The organism is Polaribacter batillariae (genome assembly GCF_017498485.1).
GTDB classification, from domain to species: Bacteria; Bacteroidota; Bacteroidia; order Flavobacteriales; family Flavobacteriaceae; genus Polaribacter; species Polaribacter batillariae.
Window position 1 is genome coordinate 3,227,745 of record NZ_CP071795.1, and the last position, 15,908, is coordinate 3,243,652.

A 15,908-nucleotide genomic window follows, 5' to 3' on the forward strand; every position below is an offset into this window, starting at 1 on the left:
TCCGAAGATAGTTGATTTCAAATTTTTTTTAATTTCATTAAAAATTAAACGTACAGTTTTGTCACGCAGAAAGCTTCTCAAACAAAAGCAAACCACTGACGTGAGATTCCTACGGAATGACAAACTGTGTGGGAGAAACGGAATGCTAAAAACAATTATAAGATATTGTTTTATCTGAATTTTTTAATCGAAAAGAATTTGTTAGCGAAATATTTCTGTAACTCTTCTCCAAAGATAGTTGATTTCAAATTTATTTTAATTTCATTAAAAATTAAACGTACAGTTTTGTCACGCAGAAAGCGTCTCAAACAAAAGCAAACCACTGACGTGAGATTCCTACGGAATGACAAACTGTGTGGGAGAAACGGAATGCTAAAAACAATTATAAGATATTGTTTTATCTGAATTTTTTAATCGAAAAGAATTTGTTAGCGAAATATTTCTGTAACTCTTCTCCAAAGATAGTTGATTTCAAATTTTTTTTAATTTCATTAAAAATTAAACGTACAGTTTTGTCACGCTGAAAGAGTCTCAAACAAAAGTAAGCCACTAATGTGAAATTCCTACGGAATGACAAATTGTGTGGAGAAACGGAATGCTAAAAACAACTTTTTTAGGTTGAAGTTTAGTCGTTTTTTCTTCAAAAAGAATGTTTAAAAAAATATACAAATTGTAGATTTTGAACTTCTATTGCTATTAAAAGAAAAACGCAATCAAATTAATGATTGCGTTTTAAATATTTACAAAAACTTTGATTTATTATAGATGCCTGTTTTCACAGGTATAAGCGATTCACACAAAATTTCTAATTAAATTTTGGTTCTCTGCTTACTTTACTTCCTCAAAATCTACATCTTCCACATTGTCTCCACTATCTGCATTTCCAGCTTCTGGTTGCCCTTGTTGCTGTGCTCCAGCATTTGCACCTTCAGCACCACCTTGTGCAGCATACATCTCTTCAGAAGCTGCTTTCCAAGCTTCGTTAATCTTTTCCATTGCAGCATCAATTTGTGCTAAATCTTTAGATTCGTGTGCAGCTTTTAATTCTACTAAAGCGGCTTCAATTGGTTCTTTTTTAGCTGCAGATAATTTGTCACCAAATTCCTTTAATTGCTTTTCTGTTTGAAAAATCATAGAGTCAGCTCCGTTTACTTTTTCAGCAGTTTCTTTTGCAATTTTATCAGCATCTGCATTTGCTTCTGCATCGCGTTTCATTTTTTCGATTTCTTCTTCAGACAATCCAGAGGAAGCTTCGATACGAATATCTTGCGATTTTCCAGTAGCTTTATCTACTGCAGAAACTTTTATAATACCGTTTGCATCAATATCGAAAGTTACTTCAATTTGTGGTACCCCTCTTTGTGCTGGAGGAATGTCTGTTAACTGAAAGCGTCCAATTGTTTTATTGTCTGCAGCCATGGCTCTTTCACCTTGTAAAACATGAATGTCCACAGAAGGTTGATTATCTACTGCTGTAGAGAATATTTGCGACTTTTTAGTTGGAATGGTTGTGTTTGCATCAATTAATTTAGTGAAAACATTCCCCATAGTTTCGATTCCTAAAGACAAAGGTGTAACGTCTAATAGCAGTACATCTTTTACATCTCCAGATAAAACGCCACCTTGAATTGCAGCTCCTAAAGCCACTACTTCATCTGGATTTACACCTTTACTTGGCGCTTTTCCAAAGAATTTTTCGACTGCTTCTTGTACAGCAGGTATTCTTGTAGAACCCCCTACTAATACAATTTCATCGATATCAGATTTAGATAAATCTGCATTTTTTAAGGCAGTTTCACAAGGTTCGATTGTTCTTTTAACTAAATCGTCTATTAACTGTTCGAATTTAGATCGAGATAAAGTTCTAACCAAGTGCTTTGGTCCGCTAGAAGTTGCAGTTATATAAGGTAAATTAATTTCTGTTGAAGTCGCAGAAGATAATTCTATTTTTGCTTTTTCGGCAGCTTCTTTTAAACGTTGTAAAGCCATTGGATCGTCTCTTAAATCCATATTTTCATCAGCTTTAAACTCTTCTGCTAACCAGTTAATTATTTTCTCATCAACATCATCACCACCTAGATGCGTATCTCCATCTGTAGCTAATACTTCAAAAACACCATCACCTAATTCTAAGATAGACACATCGTGTGTTCCACCACCAAAATCAAAAACAACAATTTTTTTATCGTCATTAGATTTGTCTAAGCCGTAAGCTAATGCAGCAGCAGTAGGCTCGTTTATAATTCTTCTTACATTTAATCCAGCAATTTCACCAGCTTCTTTAGTAGCTTGTCTTTGTGCGTCGTTAAAATATGCAGGCACTGTAATTACAGCCTCAGAAACATTTGCGCCTAAGTAATCTTCGGCAGTTTTTTTCATTTTCTGTAATACCATTGCAGAAATTTCTTGAGGTGTATATAAACGTCCATCAATATCTACTCTTGGTGTATCATTATCTCCTTTTACTACTTTATAAGGTACTCTTTTTACCTCTTTTGAAGATTCAGAAAATTTGTTTCCCATAAAACGTTTTATCGAGGAAACTGTTTTTGTTGGGTTTGTAACTGCTTGTCTTTTTGCAGGATCACCAATCTTACGTTCTCCACCTTCAACAAAGGCAACAATAGATGGTGTCGTTCTTTTTCCTTCTGAATTAGGTATTACAACTGGCTCGTTTCCTTCCATAACAGAAACACAAGAGTTTGTTGTACCTAAATCGATTCCAATTATTTTACTCATAATTAATAGTTATTTTGTAATTTTTAATTCGTTTTTCAATTTTACAATTACAATTAGTCAAAGTGTGTGCCAACCATTTTTTCTTTGGAAAATGTCAGTTTTTGAAAACAATTTTGAAATTTGATGTGACATAATGACACAAGTTGGTGTCTAAAGCATTGAGCAGAAGAATATTTGAAATGAATCGTTTTTTTTCATATATTTGGATAGTTCTTATTAGAATTAAATAAAATACAAATAATTAAACCACAAGAAAACATGAGTAAATTCGACGAAAAAGTAGCATTGTACAAGAAGTTTATGGACGATAGAAATTTACGTTCTAATACCGATTTATTAGCTGCAGTTACAAAAGGTTTGGGACCATCTATTTATAAAGCAGATGCAGAAACTGTTTCTGGTTCTGATGCGAAAGAATTGGCAACCGTAAAAAACAACTTCTTGATTAAGAAATTAGGATTGACAGACAGTAAAGAATTAGACGAAGGTATAGAAGAAGTAATGGAGCGTATTGGAAAATCTGAAAGAAAAAAATACAGAGCCGTAGTTTACTATATGTTAGTTAAAAAGTTTGATAAAGAGTCAGTTTACGGAATGTAGAAAGATTTTTTTTAAAATATATAAAAAAATCCAACTCATTGAGTTGGATTTTTTACATTTACAGCAAATTTTTTAATCATTTTTAGGAATGTCGCAATTTATTAGTGTTTTCGATATGTTAAAGATTGGTGTGGGGCCATCAAGCTCACATACATTAGGTCCTTGGAGAGCTGCAGAAGCTTGGGTTCAAAAAATTAAAGAAAACAAAAAGTTCGATGCAATCGACGAAATAAAAGTCGATTTATACGGCTCTTTATCTTTAACAGGAAAAGGGCATGCAACAGATTTGGCAATACTTTTGGGTTTAAGTGAAGCAGACCCAGAGTATGTACCAATTGAAGATGTTTTTATTATTGTTGACAGAATAAATACACAAAAAGAAATTCTTTTTAAAGGAGGAAAAACAGTTACTTTTCCTGAAAACTCCATTCGTTTCAATCGAGAGTTTTTGCCTTTTCATTCTAATGGTATGACTTTTAGAGGTTTCGCTAAAGGTAAAGAAATATCTACCCAAACCTATTTTTCTATTGGAGGTGGTTTTATCGTTCAAGAAAACGATAATTTAGAAGAAGAAATAGAAATTAATAAAAAGAATTTTCCTTTTCCTGTAAACAAAGCCATTCAGTTAGAAGCGTATTGCGAAGAACATAATTTATTAATTTCTGATATTGTATTTAAAAACGAATTGGAATTAAGAGACGCCAAAGAAATTGACTTCGAGTTGAATAGAATTTGGGAAACCATGTTAGAATGTATGTATATAGGTTGCCATACAGAAGGAAAACTACCAGGAGGTTTAAATGTAAAAAGACGTGCTTACGACACACATATTAAACTTATAAAAGATACAACTTATACAAACCCAAAAGAATGGATTACTTCTATAAGAAGTACAGAGGTAAAATTCCGAGAAATTTTAAAATGGGTAAGTTGTTTTGCGCTTTCTGTAAATGAAGTAAATGCTTCTTTAGGAAGAGTGGTAACAGCACCAACTAATGGAAGTGCAGGTGTAATTCCTGCAGTTTTAATGTACTATTTGGTCATAGAAAACCACAATGCAGATTTCGAACATATTAAAAAGTTCTTATTAACAGCGGGCGAAATTGGTAGTATTTTTAAGAAAAATGCCACAATTTCTGCAGCTATGGGAGGTTGCCAAGCAGAAATTGGCGTTTCTTCGGCAATGGCTGCAGCTGCATTAACAGAATTATTAGGAGGAACTCCAGCACAATCTTTGGTAGCTGCAGAAATTGCGATGGAACATCATTTAGGATTGACTTGCGACCCAATTGGGGGTTTGGTGCAAATACCTTGTATCGAAAGAAATGCCATGGGCGCCATTAAAGCCATTAACGCAGCAGAAATGGCTTTAGAAACCGATCCTAAAAATGTAAAAGTTCCTTTGGATAAAGTGATTGACACCATGTGGGAAACTGCAAAAGACATGAATAAAAATTACAAAGAAACATCTGAAGGTGGCTTGGCTGTAACCGTAAGAATGGTGGACTGCTAGAGTTAGTTGGCAGTCTTCAGTTGGCAGTTGCAGTAGCAGTTTTCAGTCTGTTCGTTATTGTGAGGTACGAAGTAATCTGTAATTTAATATTCAATTATAAACTTTTGTAAGCAGTCAGCATTTAAAAGTTAGCAACTGCCACTGTAAACTGCGACTGCCTACTATTCTACCTCGTAAAAACCAATTCATTTACAGACGACATTTTTTCCGAAAAACCGTAACCTTCAACATTAAAACCTTTTAATTCCTCTAAGGTTTTTATGTTGTTTTCTATGATGTAACGTACCATTAGTCCACGTGCTTTTTTAGCATAAGTCATTATAGTTTTATATTGTCCGTTTTTAAAATCTTTAAAAACTGGAGTTATCATTGGAACTTTTAATGCTTTTTTTGGTAGCGCTTTAAAATACTCTTTACTTGCTAAATTAATTAATAATTCGCCTTCTTCTAATTCTTCATTTAAAGATTTTGCTAAGGTATCTCCCCAAAATTGATAAAGATTTTCTTTTCGACCAACTTTTAATTTTGTGCCCATTTCTAATCGATAAGGTAAAATTAAATCTAAAGGCTTCAACAAACCATACAAGCCAGATAAAATTAGCAAACGCTCTTGTAAAAGTGGTAGTTTTTTTTCGTCCATAGAATTTACATCAATTCCTTGAAAAACGGCTCCCGTAAAAGCATAAATTGCTTGTTTTGCATTTTTTTCTGTAAATGGAATTTTCCATTCTTGGTTTCTTTCGTAATTTAAAGAAGCTAAATCGTCGGAAATTGACATTAAATCTGCTAATTTCTTTTTTGATAGTGTTTTTAGTTTTTTGTTCAACTTTTCTGAAGCTTCTAAAAATCGAGGTTGTGTATGCAAACTTGTGGGCACTTTACTTTCGAAATCTAATGATTTTGCTGGAGATATAATTATTTTCATTTTTATAAAATTGAAAAGATGTGTGTTCTTAAAATTCGACCTTAAAAATACAAATGATTGCTGTATTTCTTCAATAAAAATTGATTTTATATTTATTATTGTATTGATAAAATTTATGTATATTTCTTACCCTCTATACAAAACCAATTGATGAATAGTAACTTGTTAAAATACAAAGACAGTAAGTTTGGTGTTTTCTTAAAAAAACATAAAAAATATGCCCCTCTTTTATTTTTTATTGCTGGTTTTACTTGGGATTCTCTTACTTTAGGAAGAATTGATAGATTATACGACAATGTTATTTTATGTACCTATATAACATTGCTAACTGTAAGTATTTATTTTTATAATTTGGTAGATAATGAAAAATGGAAAAATAAATTCGTACAACGTTATGGAAAATACTTGCCTTTGGCCATTCAGTTTTTTTTAGGAGGATTGTCTAGTGCATATGTAATTTATTTTTCGAGAAGCGTTTCTATATCTAAAACAGCCTCTTTCTTTTTAATTTTAATTTTTCTTTTAATTGCAAACGAACTTTTTAAGAAAAGAATTTCGAATAAATACTTACAGTTTTGTGCTTATTTCTTCGTTAATTTTACTTTTTTAAGCTTTTTTGTTCCTGTAATCTTAAAGGAAATGAATACCACCATTTTTATAATTTCAGGAATTTTAAGTTTGGCATCAACCTTACTTTTAATTGTTTTGGTGTACAGAAGTAGCGCATCTACAAGAATAGAAATTGTAAAATGGAAAATGTTAGGAATGATTTTAGCCATATATGTATTAATTAATACATTCTATTATTTTAGATTGATTCCTCCAGTGCCATTAGCATTAGACAAAGGTTTGGTGGCACATAGTGTTTTAAAACAAAAAGACACTTATGTTGTTACGTATGAGGTAGATAATTGGTATGTTTTTTGGCGAGACCATAAGATAAATTTTAATAGAAATCGAAATCAACCAGTTTATATTTTTACATCAGTTTTTGCTCCAACAGATTTAAAAAAGAAAATTTATCATGTTTGGAAATGGTACAATCCAGAAACTAAAGAATGGATTACATTAGATAAAATAGGTTTCGAAATTGTTGGCGGAAGAGATCGTGGTTACAGGGGTTACAGCTACAAAAACAACGTAATAGATGGGCAATGGAAAGTAGAGGTAATTACCGAAGAAAGTTTGGTTTTGGGGGTTGTTGACTTTAATATAAATACGTTTAAAAGCAAATTAAAACCGCAAATAGTTACTAGAGAATTTTAATGTAATTGTTTTTCAAAATATTTTTTTAAGAACACAAGTTGAAATAATAACATGCAACCAAAGAAAAACACGGAGTAAAAAACGGTTTTAGAAATGCTTATGTTTTCAAATAAATTTAAAGCTTGAAATTTTTCTAAAAAAGAAAAATCAAATTTAGAGAAAGTAATTGCACTTTCTTTATGGTTTTTAAAGGATATAAATAAAAAAGTAATTAATGAGGCTACAATAAAAAACCATGCTTTCTTAGAAATTAATGCTGAATTTTTAATAGCATTACTTCTTTTTTCTGCAATGATGCTATTCATTACTGATGAAGTAAAATTTGTAGGTGTTTTATCAATTTTTATTTCTTTTACATACTTTTTTGCAAAAGCATCTAGTTCGTCTATGTGTTTATTTTCTCCCATAATGTGCTATAGTTTCAGGTTCAAAAGTGTCTTTAACAATCGTTAATAATTTCTTTCTACCTCTGTGTAATTTTACTTTTATGTTTGCTTCCGATAACGAAGTTACTTCAATAATTTCTTTTAAACTTAATTCTTTATAATAAAATAACCATAAAATAGAACGTTCTTCTGCTGGTAACTGTAACAAACATTTGTTCATTGTTTTTGCACGTTCTTTTCTTTCTAGAGTTTGTAAAGCATTATCCGTTGTTTGTATTTGATTAAGCGTAATTTCATTCAACTCGAAACTGTTTGTATGTTTTTTGTTTTTCTTAAGAGCATCTAAACAAGTATGATACGTAATTCTGTACAACCAAGTAGAAAATTTAGAATCTCCTTTAAATTTATTCAAGTTTTTATATGCTTTTACAAATGTATCTTGACTTATTTCCTCTGCTTCCTCTCTGTTTTTAGTCATTTTAATTGCCAGCGAAAACACCAAATCTTTATAGGTGTCTATTAATTCTGAAAAGGCATTTGTATTTCCTTTCAGTACTTTATTAATAATTAGTTGGTCGTTGTTAGTCATTTTATTATTTGACTGTACTTTTTAAAAATAGGTTACACTATTTATAAAAAAAATAATTTTTATTTTTTGTAACCTTTTTTTTAAGGTAATCGTCAAAGCTACAAACACAATAAAATTAATCATTTTAAAACTTAAAACATTAAATTATGGGACCAGGAATAGTATTTATATTTTTATTTGCAGTAGTATTTGGGATTTTCTATTTGTATTTTTCAACTAGAAATAAAGAACGTTTAGCATTAATAGAAAAAGGAGCAGATGCTTCTATTTTTATGAAAGGTGAACAAAATAAAAAAGCAGCACCTTTTTGGAAAATTTTAATTTTAAACCTAGGACTATTGGCGATGGGAATTGGAGTAGGTGTTTTATTAGGAGCGATTTTAAGCTATAACTTCGGCTATAATGGAGGTTGGGAAAATAGACCTGCTAATTATATAAGTTCAGATACTTTATACGCTGCATCTATCTTTTTATGTGCAGGAGCTTCTTTATTAATTGGATTTAGTATTACCAAAAATTTAGACAAAGAATAAGATTTAGCGACATAAATTTTAAACCACTTTTTTTTTAGAAGTGGTTTTTTTGTGTTTTATAAAGTTACTATCTTTAAAAAAATATTTTTTTAATGAACAACAATTATTCACAAAATAAGTTTAAAGAACTTTTAGATAAATTACAACAAGAAAGTTGGCAGTTAGAATTGCTTATTTCTGGTTTTGCAATTTTTGGATTATTTACCTCGTTAGGTCCCATAGAAAATTTATGGAATCGAGCTGTTGCTTTAGAGTCGAATACTAAGTTTTTATATCCTATTGCCTTTATTGCCTGTAATCTTTTAATAATAAGTTTAGTTGTTCATGTAGTTTTACGCGGATTATGGATTGGTGCTATAGGTTTACGATATGTTTCCGGAGAAATAGATTACGATGCTTTAAAATATAAAAAACGTTTTACGAATCATTTAAAAAAGAAAGTAGGTTCTTTTGATAAGTATATTGGAGTTTTAGAAAACTATTGTAGTATTTTATTTGCCATTACCTTTCTATCGTTATTTTATCTTATTTCATTTTTTATTGCTGTTTTAATTTTTGTAGGAGCAACTTATTTATTTGTAATCTCTGGCATTTTCCCAGAAGTTTTAGGAACAACAATTTTAGGTTTTTTTGGTATTGTATTTATTTTTTTATTATTTATTGTTTTTTTAGATTTTATTACTCAAGGTTATTTAAAGAAAAAAGAATGGACTTCTTTTCTTTACTTTCCTATATATAAAATTTTTAGTGTAATAACCATGTCTTTTTTATATAGGCCTTTGGTTTATAATATTTTAGATAATAAGTTTAGCAGAAGATTAACCATGGTTTTAACTCCTGTGTACATTTTAGCTTTCTTTTTAACCACGTTTACAAGTATTAGATCTAATTATGTAGTAAAACAAAAATATGCATCTACATATTATTCAAACAATAACAACTATTTAAATTCTTTAGAAGAATATCAGTATATAAGAGTTGCTGCGCTACAATCTAAAATTATAAAAGAGAACTATTTGCAGGTTTTTATTCCTTTTAAAGAAAAAATTGAAGACTTAATTTTAGAACAAAATGTTGACCTAAAAAAAACTAAAGATAGAAGAGGTTTTAGAACTAGTTTTTTTTTACCTAAAGAAAAAAGTAGTTATAAGGAAAAAGATAGTATCACTTCATTATATTTAAAAGCTTTTCAAAATGTATATACTTTAAAAATCGATGGTAAAAAAGTGACATCAGATTTTTCTGTAACAGAAATTAATAATCAGTTAGGTTTTGAAACTTTTATTTCGTTAAATAATGTTAATGAAGGAAAACACACTGTAAATTTAAATAGATTTGTAACATCAGAAAAAAGCAAAAAGCTAGAAAACGAACATATTATAGACATTCCTTTTTGGTATTATAAACAATAGAAAAAATTTAAAAAATGAAAAAAATTACACTTTTAGTATTATTGATTGCAACTGTTGGTTTTTCACAAACAGATGCTAAAATTTATAACATTATAAATGCAGTTTCTGCAGAAAGAATAAAAGCAGATGTAAAAACATTAACAGAGTTTGGTACAAGAAACACTTTTTCTGATACCATTTCTAACACTCGAGGAATTGGTGCTGCAAGACGTTGGATAAAATCTCAATTCGAAAACATTTCTAAAGATTGTAACCATTGTATAGATGTTTTTTACCAAAAAGATTTGGTTACTAAAGAAATGAGCAGTAGAGTACCACATGATGCATGGATTGTAAACGTAGTTGCTGTACAAAAAGGAACAAAATATCCCAATAGATTTGTAATTATGAGTGGAGATATCGATTCTCGAAATAGTGATGGGTCTAACTTTACAAAAGATGCTCCAGGAGCCAACGACAATGCCTCAGGAATGGCAGGAACAATCGAAGCAGCAAGAGTTTTAAGTAAGTATAAATTTGAAAGTAGTATTGTTTATCTAGGTTTGTCTGGTGAAGAACAAGGTTTGTTTGGCGGTGCAGGATTCGCTAAATATGCCAAAGAAAAAGGTTGGGACATTATAGGAGTTTTAAACAACGATATGATTGGAAATATTGAAGGCGTAGATGGCGTAATTGACAATAGAAGTTTTAGAATTTTCTCGGAACCAGTATCTGCAAACGAAACAGAAAGACAGCGAAAAGCTAGGCGTTTTTATGGAGGAGAAGTAGATGGTATTTCTCGCCAATTAGCAAGATACATTCACAAAAATGTAAAAATATACATGCCAGAAATGAATCCAATGATGATTTATAGACTAGATCGTTTTGGTAGAGGAGGGCACCACAGACCCTTTAACGACTTAGGTTTTGCAGGCATTAGAATTATGGAAGCTCATGAAAATTATACGCAGCAACACCAAGATATAAGAACCGAAAACGGAATTAAATATGGAGATACTTTCGAGCACGTAAATTTCGGGTATGCCAAAAAATTAACAGCCGTAAATGCCATTAATTTAGCAAGTTTGGCTTGGGCGCCTCCAAGTCCAACCACAGTAGAAATTGGTGGAATTGTAGAGGCTTCTGCAAAATTAAAATGGAATAAAGTAGAAGGGGCAAAAGGCTATAAAATTTACTGGAGAGATACAACATCGCCAACTTGGGATTATAGTAGATATGTAGAAGGTACCCAATTTACGTTAGATGGAATTGTAATCGATAATTTCTTTTTTGGAGTGGCTTCAGTAGGTAAAAACGGGCATGAAAGCGTAGTGGTTTTTCCAAATAAAATTATAAGATAAATGCCCGACAAACCAGAAATTTATTTTAAAAATGATGTAGAATGGCGTAATTGGTTGTCTAAAAATTATAATTCTTCAAAAGGAGTTTACCTTATTTTTTATAAAGTAACAAACGACGAAGAATCGATGCGTTGGGAAGAAGCTGTAAAAGTAGCCTTATGTTTTGGTTGGATAGATTCTACTGTAAAGAGTTTAGGAAATGGAAAGCGAAGGCAATATTTTTGCAAGCGAAACCCTAAAAGTGTTTGGAGTGCACTCAATAAAAAATACATTAAAGAATTATCGAAAGATAAGTTAATGCATAAAAGTGGGTTAGAGATTATTCAAATAGGAAAAGAAAACGGTTCTTGGACAGCTTTAGACAAGGTGGAACAAGGAATTATTCCAGAAGATTTACAAACAGAATTCGATAAAAATAAAACTGCTCTTACAAATTACAAAAACTTTGCTCCAAGCTACAGAAAGAATTATTTGTATTGGCTAAATCAAGCAAAAAGAATAACCACAAGAGAAAAAAGAATTGCAGAAATTATTTCGCTCTCTGAAAAAAATATAAAATCGAGGGGAAATAGGTAATGCCATTTGTTATTTGAAATTGCTGTAAAAGAAAAATTCAAATGAATACATAATAACCTGAGTTCGATTAATAAATTGTCAACTGATTAGACTTTACAGTCTGATATTTTATAGCAGGTTTTTTTGGTAAAAAGCTATATGCAATAAGACCTGCGATTATGTTTGACAAGAAATTAGTAAAACTTCTATGTCTAGAATGTTCAATTTGACAAATATTTTTGAGTTCGTCATTTACGGTTTCAATAACAGAGCGTTTACGCAGTAAAATTTTATCACTCATTGTCATTAAAGAATTCTTCATATTGTTTTTAATATGAGTAATTAAATGCAATCCATCAGCAAAAAGTAACTGCATTAAATCTTTTCCAACATAACCTTTGTCCGCATATAACTTACCATAAATTTTATCTAAAAAAGACTTCTTTTTTAATGGCGTTCTATCATCAACATTAGCTTGGGTTATGCAGAAGTTTAGGATTTCACCTTTATCATTTATAACGATATGCAATTTAAAGCCATGGAACCATCCTATAGTGGATTTTCCAGTGGTTGCAATGCCTTTAAATACTTTATTATTCTTAATTCGTTTGGGGCTGCAAACTCTAACAGGTGTAGAATCTACAAAAGAAATACCCGTAGAATTACCTAAACAACATGTCTTTAAAAATAAAGTCATTGGCATGAGGTTTTGCTGCATGAGTTCTGTAAATCTATTGTATGAAACTGTAGCTGGGAAATCATCTTGCATATGCTTTTGCAAGTAATACACGTAAAAGTGTTTAAAGGTCCTAAAACCACTAAGCTGAAACAAAATGGTAATGGTAATTACCTCGCTATTTGACATAACACTGGGACGTTTTGATGGATTGCCTAAAAGGTGTTTACTGACTATTTGGTCATATTCTTTACAAAATTCATCAACAAGACAGAAAATTTCAGTAATTTTAGAGTAGATTATCATAGATAGATTTTTAGATTAATAAATTGAAATTCAATACTTTAATTTACTGAAAATCTATCTTTTTTACTAGAAAAAAATGCCTAAATTTTAATCGAACTCAGGTTAATACAAATTTTTAAACTATAATTTATTCCAAAACCTGTATTTACTTTTTAGCAGATAAAAAAATGATTCGTGTAAAAGTAGAGTTCTTTCTTTTTAAATTAACAACAATATTTGCGTAAACACAACTTTTGGACTTGATCCTCCTTGATCCACTTGATCCAGTTTACGAAAGAAAGTATTGGGCAAAAAAAATCCCTCACATCTGTGAAGGATTTTACTTTGGTGGGCAATGAGGGATTCGAACCCCCGACCCCCTCGGTGTAAACGAGGTGCTCTGAACCAACTGAGCTAATTGCCCTTAGCGGGTGCAAATATAATACAGAATTTAATATCTCCAAAATAAAAAAGACATTTATTTTAAATTATTTCTGCAACGACAAATGTACTTCCTCCAATATAAATTGTATCTTCTTGATTTGCATTTAGTAATGCTTTTTTAAAAGCTAATTTTACGGATGAATATTTTTTTCCGAATAAATTAAAATCTTTGGCTTTTTCTTGCAAAACGTTTTCTGAAAGCCCTCTTGGGATATCTGGTTTACAAAAATAATAAATTGCATCTTTCGGAAATAAAGGAAATATTTCTTCTAATTTTTTATCAGAAACAACTCCTAAAACAATATGCATTTTTTTATGTTTTTCTTTTTGAAGTTGATTTAAAACAATTTGTAAACCCTCTTTATTATGGGCTGTATCACAAATTACTCTTGGATTTTCTTGAAGAACTTGCCATCTTCCTTTTAAATTGGTGTTTTTTACAACATTTAGCAGTCCGGTTTTGATGTTTTCTTCAGAAATTTTAAATTCCTTTAAATATTGAAGCGCAGCAACTGCTGTTTTTGTGTTTTTTTGTTGATAATCGCCTAACAAATCTGTTTTATAGACTTCTTTGTTTTTAGAGGCAAAAATAATTTTAGAATTTGTTTCTTTTGCTTTTTTAAGAAATACTTGTTTTACTTCTTTTTGCGCTTCACCAATTACAACAGGAATATTTTTTTTAATAATTCCTGCTTTTTCAAAAGCTATTTCTGGCAATGTTTCGCCTAAAAACTGCGTATGGTCCAAACCGATATTTGTAATTACAGACACTTCTGGTGCAATGATATTTGTAGAATCTAACCTTCCGCCTAAACCTACTTCAATAACAGCAATATCTACTTTTTCATTGGCAAAATAATCAAATGCCATTCCGACTGTCATTTCAAAAAAAGATAGTTTTTGTTTTTCTAAAAAAGCTTTGTTTTTATTGATAAAAGAAGAGACTTTTCGTTTTGGAATTTCTTTACCATTTATTCGGATTCTCTCTGTAAAATTTTTTAAATGAGGAGAGGTGTATAAACCTACTTTATACCCTGCTTCTTGTAAAATAGAAGCCAGCATATGGCTTGTAGAACCTTTGCCATTTGTACCGCCAACATGAATGGTTTTAAACTTTTTTTCTGGAAAATTTAGTATTTCAGAAAATGCTAAAATATTGGTTAAGTCTTTTTTGAAAGCTGTTTTACCCTCTCTTTGATACATTGGAAGTTGTGCAAACATCCAATCTAAAGTTTGTTTGTAAGTCATACAAAAAAAACAATTATTTGTCTTTCTTTTTCAAATTTTCTTTTTCCTGAACTTCTTTGCGTAACGAAGTACTTGAAAAACGGTGTTCTCTTTTATTGAAATACAAATCTATTCCTTTCTCTTCACAATATTTTCTACCTGTAAATTGTTTACTTGCATATTCTTCGCCAATAATTCTTACATCAATCTTAAAAGAACGTAAAACATCTTCTAAATCTTGCTCTGTAGCATAAGGTACTATTTCATCTACAAATTTACATCCTTTTAATTGTATATAGCGTTCTACTACAGATTGAACGGGTCTGTTTTTTTCTGGTCGATCTATTGTTGGGTCTGTTTGTAATCCGCAAATTAAATAATCGCACTGGCGTTTTGCGTCTTCTAACATTGTAATATGGCCTGCATGTAGTAAATCGAAGGCGCTAAAAGTAATTCCTATTTTCATGTTTTAATGATTTTTAAGAGTGTCTTAAACATTTATAACGGTTAAAAATAACCAAATTAAATGTTATTTAGACAAAGAAAACTTATAAATAATTGTTCCTGTTTGTTTTGAAGGCGCTTTAGTATCTGCGTTCCATTTTGTTTTAAGGGCGGCTTCTTTTGCGGGTTTTAATAAGCAAGGTGCTGTATTTGTAGAGCCTTTTACCCCTGGAATTGCACGAATTACTTCGCCGTTTTTATTTACTGTGATTCTTACCACAACTATACCTTCTTCTTGACAATCTGGTTGTTGTTTGGGTTTAGACAATGCTTTTCTTCCGGCTAAATTATAATTTCCGCCAGAACCACTTCCTGTATTTCCATAGTATTTAGAAGATGTTGGGTCTCCAGCTTTTTTTCCTTTTACGCCTTCAACCTTGTCATCTCCTTCTCCTTTAGGTTCTCCGTCTGAAGAGTTTCCGTTTAATAATTTATTTAAAGCATCTTGATTTTCTTTCGAGGGTTTAGGCTTTGGTTTTTCTTTTGGTTTTACTTCTTTTTTAACAACTTCTTTTACTGTTTCTTTCTTTTTTTCTTTTATTTTTTCAACTACTGGTACATCTTCTGTAGTATCTTCTGTAATAATTTCTTCTTTGATAATTTCTTTGGGAGTTTCTTTTACCTCTTCGACTACTTCTTCTTTTTTTTCGACAACTTTTGGAGCTGTTTTTTTTGAGTTTATCACAGGTTCTCCCATACCAACATTCGAATCGCCAAAATTTATGGACAACCCATATTCTTCTGGCGGATCTAAATATTGCATTCCATAATTAAAAATAGCAAACACTAATAACATTAAAATTATTGCTGTTATTAATGCCGATTTTCGTTTATGTTTTGTTTCTAATATTTTCATTTTCTTTTGTAAAGAATTATTGTCATATTTTGAATGATACCTTTTTTTTTAAACAAGC

At 30.7% G+C, this 15,908-nt stretch carries 15 protein-coding genes and 1 tRNA gene; 7 read left to right on the forward strand and 9 right to left on the reverse strand.

Features of this window, described 5'->3' with window-relative positions:
- Positions 1 to 828: 828 nt before the first annotated feature.
- Positions 829 to 2,739: a molecular chaperone DnaK gene (dnaK, locus tag JL193_RS14325; RefSeq protein ID WP_207971439.1), complete on the reverse strand. Its 1,911-nt coding sequence runs from the start codon at positions 2,737 to 2,739 to the stop codon at positions 829 to 831.
- Between the two features lie 258 nt (positions 2,740 to 2,997).
- Between dnaK and JL193_RS14330 the strand changes: the two genes are divergently transcribed.
- Positions 2,998 to 3,339, forward strand: coding sequence for a DUF2853 family protein (locus JL193_RS14330; RefSeq protein WP_207971440.1), 342 nt, complete (start codon positions 2,998 to 3,000; stop codon positions 3,337 to 3,339).
- A gap of 88 nt (positions 3,340 to 3,427) precedes the next feature.
- A complete protein-coding gene (locus JL193_RS14335; protein WP_207971441.1) occupies positions 3,428 to 4,852 on the forward strand; it encodes an L-serine ammonia-lyase in 1,425 nt (474 codons plus the stop codon).
- Positions 4,853 to 5,018: 166 nt separating this feature from the next.
- On the opposite strand, the gene yaaA is transcribed toward JL193_RS14335, so the two are convergent.
- Positions 5,019 to 5,777: a peroxide stress protein YaaA gene (gene yaaA / locus JL193_RS14340; RefSeq protein ID WP_207971442.1), complete on the reverse strand. Its 759-nt coding sequence runs from the start codon at positions 5,775 to 5,777 to the stop codon at positions 5,019 to 5,021.
- Positions 5,778 to 5,927: 150 nt separating this feature from the next.
- Between yaaA and JL193_RS14345 the strand changes: the two genes are divergently transcribed.
- Complete coding sequence (locus tag JL193_RS14345) at positions 5,928 to 7,043, forward strand: DUF2914 domain-containing protein (RefSeq protein ID WP_207971443.1); 1,116 nt, start codon at positions 5,928 to 5,930, stop codon at positions 7,041 to 7,043.
- On the opposite strand, the gene JL193_RS14350 is transcribed toward JL193_RS14345, so the two are convergent.
- Together JL193_RS14350 and JL193_RS14355 are read right to left on the reverse strand one after the other, a co-directional pair.
- On the reverse strand, positions 7,040 to 7,450 hold the full coding sequence (locus JL193_RS14350; RefSeq protein ID WP_207971444.1) for a hypothetical protein: 411 nt from the start codon (positions 7,448 to 7,450) through the stop codon (positions 7,040 to 7,042). The two genes, JL193_RS14345 and JL193_RS14350, sit on opposite strands and share 4 nt — an antisense overlap.
- Entirely contained in the window at positions 7,437 to 8,018 is a 582-nt protein-coding gene (locus JL193_RS14355) for an RNA polymerase sigma factor (RefSeq protein WP_207971445.1), read from the reverse strand. Before JL193_RS14355 ends, JL193_RS14350 begins: the two co-directional genes overlap by 14 nt.
- Positions 8,019 to 8,164: 146 nt before the next feature.
- Between JL193_RS14355 and JL193_RS14360 the strand changes: the two genes are divergently transcribed.
- The 4 genes from JL193_RS14360 to JL193_RS14375 all read left to right on the forward strand — a co-directional run bounded on the left by JL193_RS14360 (position 8,165) and on the right by JL193_RS14375 (position 11,879).
- Entirely contained in the window at positions 8,165 to 8,551 is a 387-nt protein-coding gene (locus JL193_RS14360) for a DUF6249 domain-containing protein (RefSeq protein ID WP_207971446.1), read from the forward strand.
- Positions 8,552 to 8,643: 92 nt separating this feature from the next.
- A complete protein-coding gene (locus JL193_RS14365; RefSeq protein WP_207971447.1) occupies positions 8,644 to 9,963 on the forward strand; it encodes a hypothetical protein in 1,320 nt (439 codons plus the stop codon).
- 14 nt (positions 9,964 to 9,977) lie between these two features.
- A complete protein-coding gene (locus JL193_RS14370) occupies positions 9,978 to 11,303 on the forward strand; it encodes a M28 family peptidase (RefSeq protein ID WP_207971448.1) in 1,326 nt (441 codons plus the stop codon).
- On the forward strand, positions 11,304 to 11,879 hold the full coding sequence (locus JL193_RS14375; RefSeq protein WP_207971449.1) for a YdeI/OmpD-associated family protein: 576 nt from the start codon (positions 11,304 to 11,306) through the stop codon (positions 11,877 to 11,879).
- A gap of 67 nt (positions 11,880 to 11,946) precedes the next feature.
- On the opposite strand, the gene JL193_RS14380 is transcribed toward JL193_RS14375, so the two are convergent.
- The 5 genes from JL193_RS14380 to JL193_RS14400 all read right to left on the reverse strand — a co-directional run bounded on the left by JL193_RS14380 (position 11,947) and on the right by JL193_RS14400 (position 15,850).
- Positions 11,947 to 12,840 carry an IS982 family transposase gene (locus JL193_RS14380; RefSeq protein ID WP_207970412.1) on the reverse strand — a complete coding sequence of 298 codons (894 nt, stop codon included), beginning with the start codon at positions 12,838 to 12,840 and terminating at the stop codon, positions 11,947 to 11,949.
- 325 nt (positions 12,841 to 13,165) lie between these two features.
- Positions 13,166 to 13,243: transfer RNA gene (locus JL193_RS14385), tRNA-Val, on the reverse strand.
- Positions 13,244 to 13,302: 59 nt separating this feature from the next.
- Entirely contained in the window at positions 13,303 to 14,511 is a 1,209-nt protein-coding gene (locus tag JL193_RS14390) for a bifunctional folylpolyglutamate synthase/dihydrofolate synthase (protein ID WP_207971450.1), read from the reverse strand.
- 13 nt (positions 14,512 to 14,524) lie between these two features.
- Positions 14,525 to 14,956: an adenylyltransferase/cytidyltransferase family protein gene (locus tag JL193_RS14395; protein ID WP_207971451.1), complete on the reverse strand. Its 432-nt coding sequence runs from the start codon at positions 14,954 to 14,956 to the stop codon at positions 14,525 to 14,527.
- 63 nt (positions 14,957 to 15,019) lie between these two features.
- Complete coding sequence (locus JL193_RS14400; protein ID WP_207971452.1) at positions 15,020 to 15,850, reverse strand: energy transducer TonB; 831 nt, start codon at positions 15,848 to 15,850, stop codon at positions 15,020 to 15,022.
- Positions 15,851 to 15,908: the final 58 nt, after the last annotated feature.

What these genes read in the sequence shown, in the direction of transcription:
- JL193_RS14370 (WP_207971448.1), top strand. Translation starts at nt 9,978, where the DNA reads ATGAAAAAAATTACACTTTTAGTATTATTGATTGCAACTGTTGGTTTT.
- JL193_RS14360 (WP_207971446.1), top strand. Translation starts at nt 8,165, where the DNA reads ATGGGACCAGGAATAGTATTTATATTTTTATTTGCAGTAGTATTTGGG.
- JL193_RS14355 (WP_207971445.1), bottom strand. Translation starts at nt 8,018, where the DNA reads ATGACTAACAACGACCAACTAATTATTAATAAAGTACTGAAAGGAAAT.
- JL193_RS14395 (WP_207971451.1), bottom strand. Translation starts at nt 14,956, where the DNA reads ATGAAAATAGGAATTACTTTTAGCGCCTTCGATTTACTACATGCAGGC.
- JL193_RS14400 (WP_207971452.1), bottom strand. Translation starts at nt 15,850, where the DNA reads ATGAAAATATTAGAAACAAAACATAAACGAAAATCGGCATTAATAACA.
- JL193_RS14380 (WP_207970412.1), bottom strand. Translation starts at nt 12,840, where the DNA reads ATGATAATCTACTCTAAAATTACTGAAATTTTCTGTCTTGTTGATGAA.
- dnaK (WP_207971439.1), bottom strand. Translation starts at nt 2,739, where the DNA reads ATGAGTAAAATAATTGGAATCGATTTAGGTACAACAAACTCTTGTGTT.
- JL193_RS14345 (WP_207971443.1), top strand. Translation starts at nt 5,928, where the DNA reads ATGAATAGTAACTTGTTAAAATACAAAGACAGTAAGTTTGGTGTTTTC.
- JL193_RS14375 (WP_207971449.1), top strand. Translation starts at nt 11,304, where the DNA reads ATGCCCGACAAACCAGAAATTTATTTTAAAAATGATGTAGAATGGCGT.
- JL193_RS14335 (WP_207971441.1), top strand. Translation starts at nt 3,428, where the DNA reads ATGTCGCAATTTATTAGTGTTTTCGATATGTTAAAGATTGGTGTGGGG.
- JL193_RS14330 (WP_207971440.1), top strand. Translation starts at nt 2,998, where the DNA reads ATGAGTAAATTCGACGAAAAAGTAGCATTGTACAAGAAGTTTATGGAC.
- JL193_RS14365 (WP_207971447.1), top strand. Translation starts at nt 8,644, where the DNA reads ATGAACAACAATTATTCACAAAATAAGTTTAAAGAACTTTTAGATAAA.
- yaaA (WP_207971442.1), bottom strand. Translation starts at nt 5,777, where the DNA reads ATGAAAATAATTATATCTCCAGCAAAATCATTAGATTTCGAAAGTAAA.
- JL193_RS14350 (WP_207971444.1), bottom strand. Translation starts at nt 7,450, where the DNA reads ATGGGAGAAAATAAACACATAGACGAACTAGATGCTTTTGCAAAAAAG.
- JL193_RS14390 (WP_207971450.1), bottom strand. Translation starts at nt 14,511, where the DNA reads ATGACTTACAAACAAACTTTAGATTGGATGTTTGCACAACTTCCAATG.